9 protein-coding genes are annotated in these 6,129 nt (G+C 63.0%); 8 read left to right on the top strand and 1 reads right to left on the bottom strand.

Going from position 1 to position 6,129, the window contains the following annotated elements:
- The 8 genes from ureC to R3280_RS15685 form a co-directional block, all read left to right on the top strand.
- On the top strand, window positions 1–1,369 hold a 1,369-nt coding region (ureC, locus tag R3280_RS15720; RefSeq protein ID WP_318999556.1), incomplete at its 5' end, for an urease subunit alpha.
- A gap of 11 nt (window positions 1,370–1,380) precedes the next feature.
- A complete protein-coding gene (gene ureE / locus R3280_RS15715) occupies window positions 1,381–1,884 on the top strand; it encodes an urease accessory protein UreE (RefSeq protein ID WP_318999555.1) in 504 nt (167 codons plus the stop codon).
- Window positions 1,874–2,569 (top strand): urease accessory protein UreF, encoded by a 696-nt coding sequence (locus R3280_RS15710; protein WP_318999554.1) that lies wholly within the window; start codon window positions 1,874–1,876, stop codon window positions 2,567–2,569. The genes ureE and R3280_RS15710 overlap by 11 nt, the downstream gene beginning before the upstream one ends.
- A 210-nt stretch (window positions 2,570–2,779) precedes the next feature.
- The gene (ureG, locus tag R3280_RS15705; RefSeq protein WP_318999553.1) at window positions 2,780–3,418 is read left to right on the top strand and encodes an urease accessory protein UreG; all 639 of its coding nucleotides are present in this window, start codon (window positions 2,780–2,782) and stop codon (window positions 3,416–3,418) included.
- A 44-nt stretch (window positions 3,419–3,462) separates the two neighbouring features.
- Window positions 3,463–4,035: a HupE/UreJ family protein gene (locus tag R3280_RS15700; protein ID WP_318999552.1), complete on the top strand. Its 573-nt coding sequence runs from the start codon at window positions 3,463–3,465 to the stop codon at window positions 4,033–4,035.
- 102 nt (window positions 4,036–4,137) lie between these two features.
- Entirely contained in the window at window positions 4,138–4,626 is a 489-nt protein-coding gene (locus R3280_RS15695; RefSeq protein ID WP_318999551.1) for an acyl-CoA thioesterase, read from the top strand.
- A gap of 106 nt (window positions 4,627–4,732) precedes the next feature.
- On the top strand, window positions 4,733–4,894 hold the full coding sequence (locus R3280_RS15690; RefSeq protein ID WP_318999550.1) for a hypothetical protein: 162 nt from the start codon (window positions 4,733–4,735) through the stop codon (window positions 4,892–4,894).
- Window positions 4,895–5,083: 189 nt separating this feature from the next.
- Entirely contained in the window at window positions 5,084–5,431 is a 348-nt protein-coding gene (locus R3280_RS15685; protein ID WP_318999549.1) for a DUF4345 family protein, read from the top strand.
- 227 nt (window positions 5,432–5,658) lie between these two features.
- Here the strand turns inward: R3280_RS15685 and R3280_RS15680 are convergent.
- Window positions 5,659–6,129 (bottom strand): MAPEG family protein (locus R3280_RS15680; protein WP_413468794.1); only part of this gene is annotated, 471 nt, incomplete at its 5' end.

Genomic DNA, 6,129 nt, shown 5'->3' with positions numbered 1-6,129 from the left:
CCCCGGCACCGAGATCATCGCCGGCGAAGGCAAAATCCTCACCGCCGGCGGCCTCGACGCCCACATCCACTTCATCTGTCCGCAACTGGTGGAAGAAGCGCTGATGAGCGGCATCACCACCATGCTCGGCGGCGGCACCGGCCCCGCTACCGGCTCCAACGCCACCACCTGCACCCCCGGCCCCTGGCACATCGGCAAAATGCTCCAGGCCGTGGACGCCATGCCCATGAACATCGGCTTCCTGGGCAAAGGCAACGCCAGCCTGCCCGAAGCCCTGGAGCTGCAGCTGCAGGCCGGCGCCATGGGCCTCAAGCTCCACGAAGACTGGGGCACCACCCCAGCCGCCATCGACAACTGCCTGAGTGTGGCCGAGAAATACGACGTCCAGATCGCCATCCACACCGACACCCTGAACGAATCCGGCTTCGTGGAAGATACCCTGGCCGCCTTCAAGGAACGCTGCATCCACACCTACCACACCGAGGGGGCCGGCGGCGGCCACGCGCCGGACATCATCACCGCCTGCTCAAAGGACTACGTGCTGCCGTCCTCCACCAACCCGACGCGGCCCTACACCGTCAACACCATCGACGAGCACCTGGACATGCTCATGGTCTGCCACCACCTGGACCCGAACATCCCGGAAGACGTCGCCTTCGCCGACTCCCGCATCCGCCGCGAGACCATCGCCGCCGAGGACATCCTGCAGGACATGGGCGTGATCTCCATGATCGCCTCCGATTCCCAGGCCATGGGCCGGGTCGGGGAAGTGGTGTGCCGCACCTGGCAGACCGCCCACAAGATGAAAGTCCAGCGCGGCCTGTTGCCGGAAGACGAAAGTCTCGGCGCCGACAACCATCGCGCCAAGCGCTACATCGCCAAGTACACCATCAATCCCGCCATCACCCACGGCATCGCTCACGATGTGGGCTCCGTGGAAGTGGGCAAGCTGGCAGACCTGGTGCTCTGGGACCCGGCCTTCTTCGGCGTCAAACCCGCCCTCATCCTCAAGGGCGGCATGATCGCCGCCGCTCCCATGGGTGACCCCAACGCCAGCATTCCCACGCCCCAGCCGGTGCACTACCGCTACATGTTCGGCGCCTTCGGCAAGGCAGCCAGTGCCACCCGTGTCAGCTTCGTCAGCCAGGCCGCCCTGGATGCCGGCATCGGCGACCACCTGGGGCTGGACAGCCCGCTGTCCGCCTGCCGTGGCGTACGCGGGGTCCGCAAGGACCACATGAAACTCAACGACGCTTGCCCGCAGCTCACCGTAGACCCGCAAACCTACGAAGTGCGCGCCGACGGCGAACTGCTGACCTGCCAGCCGGCCACCGAGCTGCCGCTGGCCCAGCGCTATCACCTGTTCTAGAGGAGACCGTCATGCTGGAACTCACCGAACGCCTGGGCACCGACATCGAAGCCTGTGAGATCTTCGACACCCTCACCCTGCCGTACGAACTGAGAATCCGCGGCCGCCTGCGGGCTACCACCGATAACAACCACGACGTCGGCCTCTTTCTCGACCGCGGCCCCGTGTTGCGGGACGGCGAATGCCTGCAGGCCCGCGGCGGCGAAGTGGTGCGCATCCGCGCCGCCGATGAGCCCGTGATCACCGCCACCATCGCCAGCGGCATGCCCATGGCGCGCCTGTGCTATCACCTGGGCAACCGCCACGTCACCCTGGCGATCGGCTGCAACAGCGGCAGCCAGGGCTGGGTCCGATTCCCGCCGGATCATGTCCTGGAAGAACTGGCCGAACGCCTCGGCGCCACCCTGGAGCGCCACCAGGCCCCCTTCGACCCCGAACCCGGCGCCTACGCCAAAGCTGGGGAGGGCCTGGGTCACGGCCACAGCCATGGCCACGGACACCATCATGCCCACTGATATCGCTGCCGACCACCCGGACGATCTGGCCCTGCTGGGCCTGCTGCAACTGGTCAGCCCGGCCCTCCCCATCGGCGCCTTCGCCTGGTCCCAGGGCCTGGAGAGCGCTTTCGAGCTGGGCTGGGTCAACAACGAATCGCAGCTGGGCCAGTGGCTCGACGGTGTGCTCGACGACGGCCTCAGCCGCTGCGAGCTGCCGGCACTGCTGCGCCTGCAGACCGCCTGGCAACACCAGGGGGCCGACGAACTGGCGCACTGGAACGACTGGCTCCACGCCAGCCGCGAAACCGCCGAACTCAGCGACGAGGACACACGGCTGGGCACCGCCCTGGTACGGCTGCTGAACAGCCTTGACCTGCTGCCGGCGCCTGGCCTCATGCCAGAAGACCCCGGCTACGCCACCGTATTCGCCTGGGCCGCCCACCAGCGCGGTGTACCGGTGCGCCGGACCCTGCTCGGCTTCGCCTGGGCCTGGCTGGAAAACCAGCTGGCCGTCGCCTGCAAAGCGCTGCCCCTGGGCCACACCGCCGCCCAGCGCCTGACCGAACAGCTTCGGCCGGCGCTGGTGAGGGCTGTCGATGCAGCCATGGAACGAACTGATGACGAACTGGGGCCGATCCTGCCCGGCCTGGCCCTGGCCAGCGCCCAGCACGAAACGCAGTACTCAAGACTGTTCAGAAGTTAGAAAACCGAAGCAGTAGAGAAGCAAAAGCCGATTTGAAGGCCCCTCCGAAGTCGAAGGCGGTGAGTGGGTACAGCTTTCCGGGAATGTGCGGAGCCATGGATGGCGGAGCCCAAGCGCACATGGATGTGCTTGAAGCGTTTCCCGGAAAGCTGTACCCACTCGCCGCCAAACTCGGAGCCAGATAAATCACATCGAATGAGGAGAAAAACAATGAAACACTGCCTGAGAGTAGGCGTAGGCGGCCCGGTAGGCTCCGGAAAAACCGCCCTGTTGCGCCAGCTATGCTTAGCACTCCGCGATTACTACAACATTGCCGTCGTCACCAACGACATCTATACCCGCGAGGACGCCGACTTCCTCCTCAAACACGAGGCCCTCGCCGCCGACCGCATCCTCGGTGTCGAAACCGGCGGCTGCCCGCATACCGCCATACGCGAGGATGCCTCCATGAACCTCGCGGCCATCGACGACCTCCAGAGCCGCCACCCCGACCTGGAACTGGTGCTGGTGGAATCCGGCGGCGACAACCTCTCCGCCACCTTCAGCCCCGAGCTCAGCGACCTCACCCTGTACGTGATCGACGTCTCCGCCGGCGACAAGATTCCCCGGAAGGGCGGCCCCGGCATCACCAAGTCCGACCTGCTGATCATCAACAAGATCGACATCGCCGAACAGGTGCACGCCTCCCTGGACGTCATGGAGCGGGACAGCAAGAAGATGCGCGGCGACCGCCCCTTCGTGTTTACCAACCTGTACGACGGGGTAGGGCTGGAAACCATCATCCGCTTTATCCTGGAGCGGGGCATGCTCCCCGAGAGAAGGCCGAACAGACAGGCCGCCACCGCCTGAACCGATTAACGACACCACAGAATCCAGCACGACGGAGAACCACCATGAAATTCACCTTGAAATTTTTCACCACCGCCGCACTCCTGCTGGCCGCCACCACCGCATCCGCCCACAGCGGCCACAGCCACGGCGGCTTCGTCAGCGGCCTGCTGCACCCCATGCTGGGCCCGGACCACCTGCTGGCCATGGCCGCCATCGGCTTCTGGAGCGTACGCCAGAGCCCCTGGCTGCAGCGGGGGACGCCCCTGTTCATGGTGGCCGGCATGTTCCTCGGCGCCGGCCTGGCCTTTGCCGGCCTCACCCTGCCCGGCGTCGAGACCGGCATTGCGCTCACCGTGATGCTGGCCGGCGTACTCATCGCCACCCTGGCAAAACTGCCCACGGTCATCGGCGGCACCCTAGTCGGCTCCTTCATGGTGTTCCACGGCTTCGCCCACGGCACCGAAATGCCGGCCGCGGCCAGCCTGCTGACCTACATGGCCGGGTTTGGCGTGGCGACGCTGGCCATTGCCCTGGCGGGGCGTGGCTTGGGTGTTGTGCTCGCAAAAACAGACAACCGGGTGTCCCAGGCTCTGGGCGCGGTGCTGGCCGCCACCGGCGCATTTCTGGTGGCGTGAATCCCGATTGTGCGCTGCGCTGGTTGCGACAGGCGCAGGCCCGCTCCGGCTGGATAGCGGGTTTGCGCCTATACTCAAAGTCCGACAACCGGAGAGCGCATTATGGAACTGGGCTCCACCACACTGACCATGACCATCCTGATGACGCCGGACAAGGCCAACTTTGCCGGCAATGTGCACGGCGGCACCTTGCTCAAGTGTCTCGACGAAGTGGCCTACGCCTGCGCCAGCCGCTACGCCGGTACCTATGTGGTCACCCTGTCGGTGGACCAGGTGATGTTCCGCCAACCCATTCACGTGGGCGAACTGGTCACCTTCCTGGCCAGCGTGAACTACACGGGGCGCACTTCCATGGAGGTGGGCGTCAAGGTGATCACCGAAAACATCCGAGGCAAGCTGGTGCGCCACACCAATAGTTGCTTCTTCACCATGGTGGCTGTGGATGAAAATGGTAAGGCCGTCGAGGTGCCGAAACTGGAACCGGTCACAGATGATCAGATCCGGCGCTTTGCCAACGGTGAGCAGCGCCGGGCCATTCGCGTTGAGCTGGCGGAGCGTTACAAGGCCCTTCGCCATGGACAGGCTTCCTAGCGCGGGGAGGCACCTGCGGTCCGGTTATCCAATAATTGTTTGCTGATTGGGATAGGATGGGGGTCTGAAGGGGGTGAATAAGCCAACCGATAACCTGGAGAACACCATGAGCAACAAAAACGTAAAAGCGACCCTGACGTCTGAAACGATTGCCGAGCAGACCGAAGCTTTTCTGAAGTCCGGCGGGGCTGTTGAGTATGTGGGCAAGGGCAAAAGCGGGCAGGCCGCCTCTCCCGATGCCAAGAAGGGCAAGCTCCAGGCCCGCTGATCATCGCAACAAAGATGCTCTCGGTGAAGCCGGGACGGGTCGCCGGTTGAAGGGTTCGACCGGTCTTTCAGGCGTGATCGTAAGCAGCTCGCGTCCAGAAAGGCGGGCAACTGCTTAGTATGGCGAGTTGCATCCACGCAAATCCTCGCGCGTAGCGGTGGTCAGAACGGCTGACAGGATATCTCTGCAATGACCGACCTGATTCCCCTCCTTGCGTCCGCATGCACGTTAGCCCTCGGAACCCTCTGGCTGATTGCCCCCGAAAAAGTCGCCAAATACCTCGGCGTTACGCCCCAGGGAAAGCTGGGAATATCGGAAGTCCGGGCCACCTATGGCGGGATCTTCGTCGGCCTTGGTGTGGCGGCGCTGTGGTTTCAGCAGCCCGAGGTTTACGCAGCCGTCGGGTTTGGCTGGCTGTCTTCGGGGTGGGTCCGCACGGTTTCGGTGTTCCTGGATCAATCCTTCGATGTAAGGAACCTGGGCGGGATCGTGATTGAGCTGGGCATTGGCCTTGCTCTGGTTTCCGAGATGCTATAACGGTACTGCAAGCCTCCTTGGGGCACCTTGCTCATCACGAAAATTAAGCACAGTTTCGTTTCCATTACGAAGAAAATAGTGCTGTCTGGATTTTATATGTCCCGGTTTTATACCGGTTTTATCATGGGTAATAATTTGCCCAATATGGGTAAGCTGACGAAGCAAAGCAGATCCGCCCCGGTTCTCCTGCGAAAATCCATCCGCCCGGAAAGCATTTCATGCCCGACTCAGCGCAGTGCCAGGAGGATTTGAACGCTCATAATGAACATGCACACCACTCCCACTGCATACGCCATGGTACGCCAGGGCTGAACACCGCACAGATAGAACAACGTATGGAGGTAGCGGGCGCCCGTAAATATCAGGAAAAGCCACGGAGCCCAAGCAGGGCTGGCGCCAACCCAAACGTAAGCAATACCCAAGCCCAGAAAAATCGGAATGTTCTCCAGGTCATTCAGCCAGGCACGTGCGGCTCTTTGAACTTGAGGCAATTCCTCTTCGGCGGCTTCTCGGCCCATGAACGCGGCATCTTCGGGAGTTTTGAACGTCAGCTTGCCGATTCGGTGAAAGCCCTGATAGGCGGAGATCGCAAACATCTTGAAGAACAGCAGCACCGAAGCTAGCGCGTACCAATACTCTGACTGATCCATGGTTCTTTTACTCCCTTGCCGGCAGCCGGACTGTCGTCGTGTGTGGCT

The organism is Marinobacter sp., assembly GCF_033722195.1.
Taxonomy (GTDB): domain Bacteria; phylum Pseudomonadota; class Gammaproteobacteria; order Pseudomonadales; family Oleiphilaceae; genus Marinobacter.
The sequence above is the reverse complement of the archived record's forward strand: the minus strand, read 5'-3'. Positions and strand labels throughout refer to the sequence as shown.

What these genes read in the sequence shown, in the direction of transcription:
- ureE (WP_318999555.1), top strand. Translation starts at nt 1,381, where the DNA reads ATGCTGGAACTCACCGAACGCCTGGGCACCGACATCGAAGCCTGTGAG.
- R3280_RS15710 (WP_318999554.1), top strand. Translation starts at nt 1,874, where the DNA reads ATGCCCACTGATATCGCTGCCGACCACCCGGACGATCTGGCCCTGCTG.
- ureG (WP_318999553.1), top strand. Translation starts at nt 2,780, where the DNA reads ATGAAACACTGCCTGAGAGTAGGCGTAGGCGGCCCGGTAGGCTCCGGA.
- R3280_RS15700 (WP_318999552.1), top strand. Translation starts at nt 3,463, where the DNA reads ATGAAATTCACCTTGAAATTTTTCACCACCGCCGCACTCCTGCTGGCC.
- R3280_RS15695 (WP_318999551.1), top strand. Translation starts at nt 4,138, where the DNA reads ATGGAACTGGGCTCCACCACACTGACCATGACCATCCTGATGACGCCG.
- R3280_RS15690 (WP_318999550.1), top strand. Translation starts at nt 4,733, where the DNA reads ATGAGCAACAAAAACGTAAAAGCGACCCTGACGTCTGAAACGATTGCC.
- R3280_RS15685 (WP_318999549.1), top strand. Translation starts at nt 5,084, where the DNA reads ATGACCGACCTGATTCCCCTCCTTGCGTCCGCATGCACGTTAGCCCTC.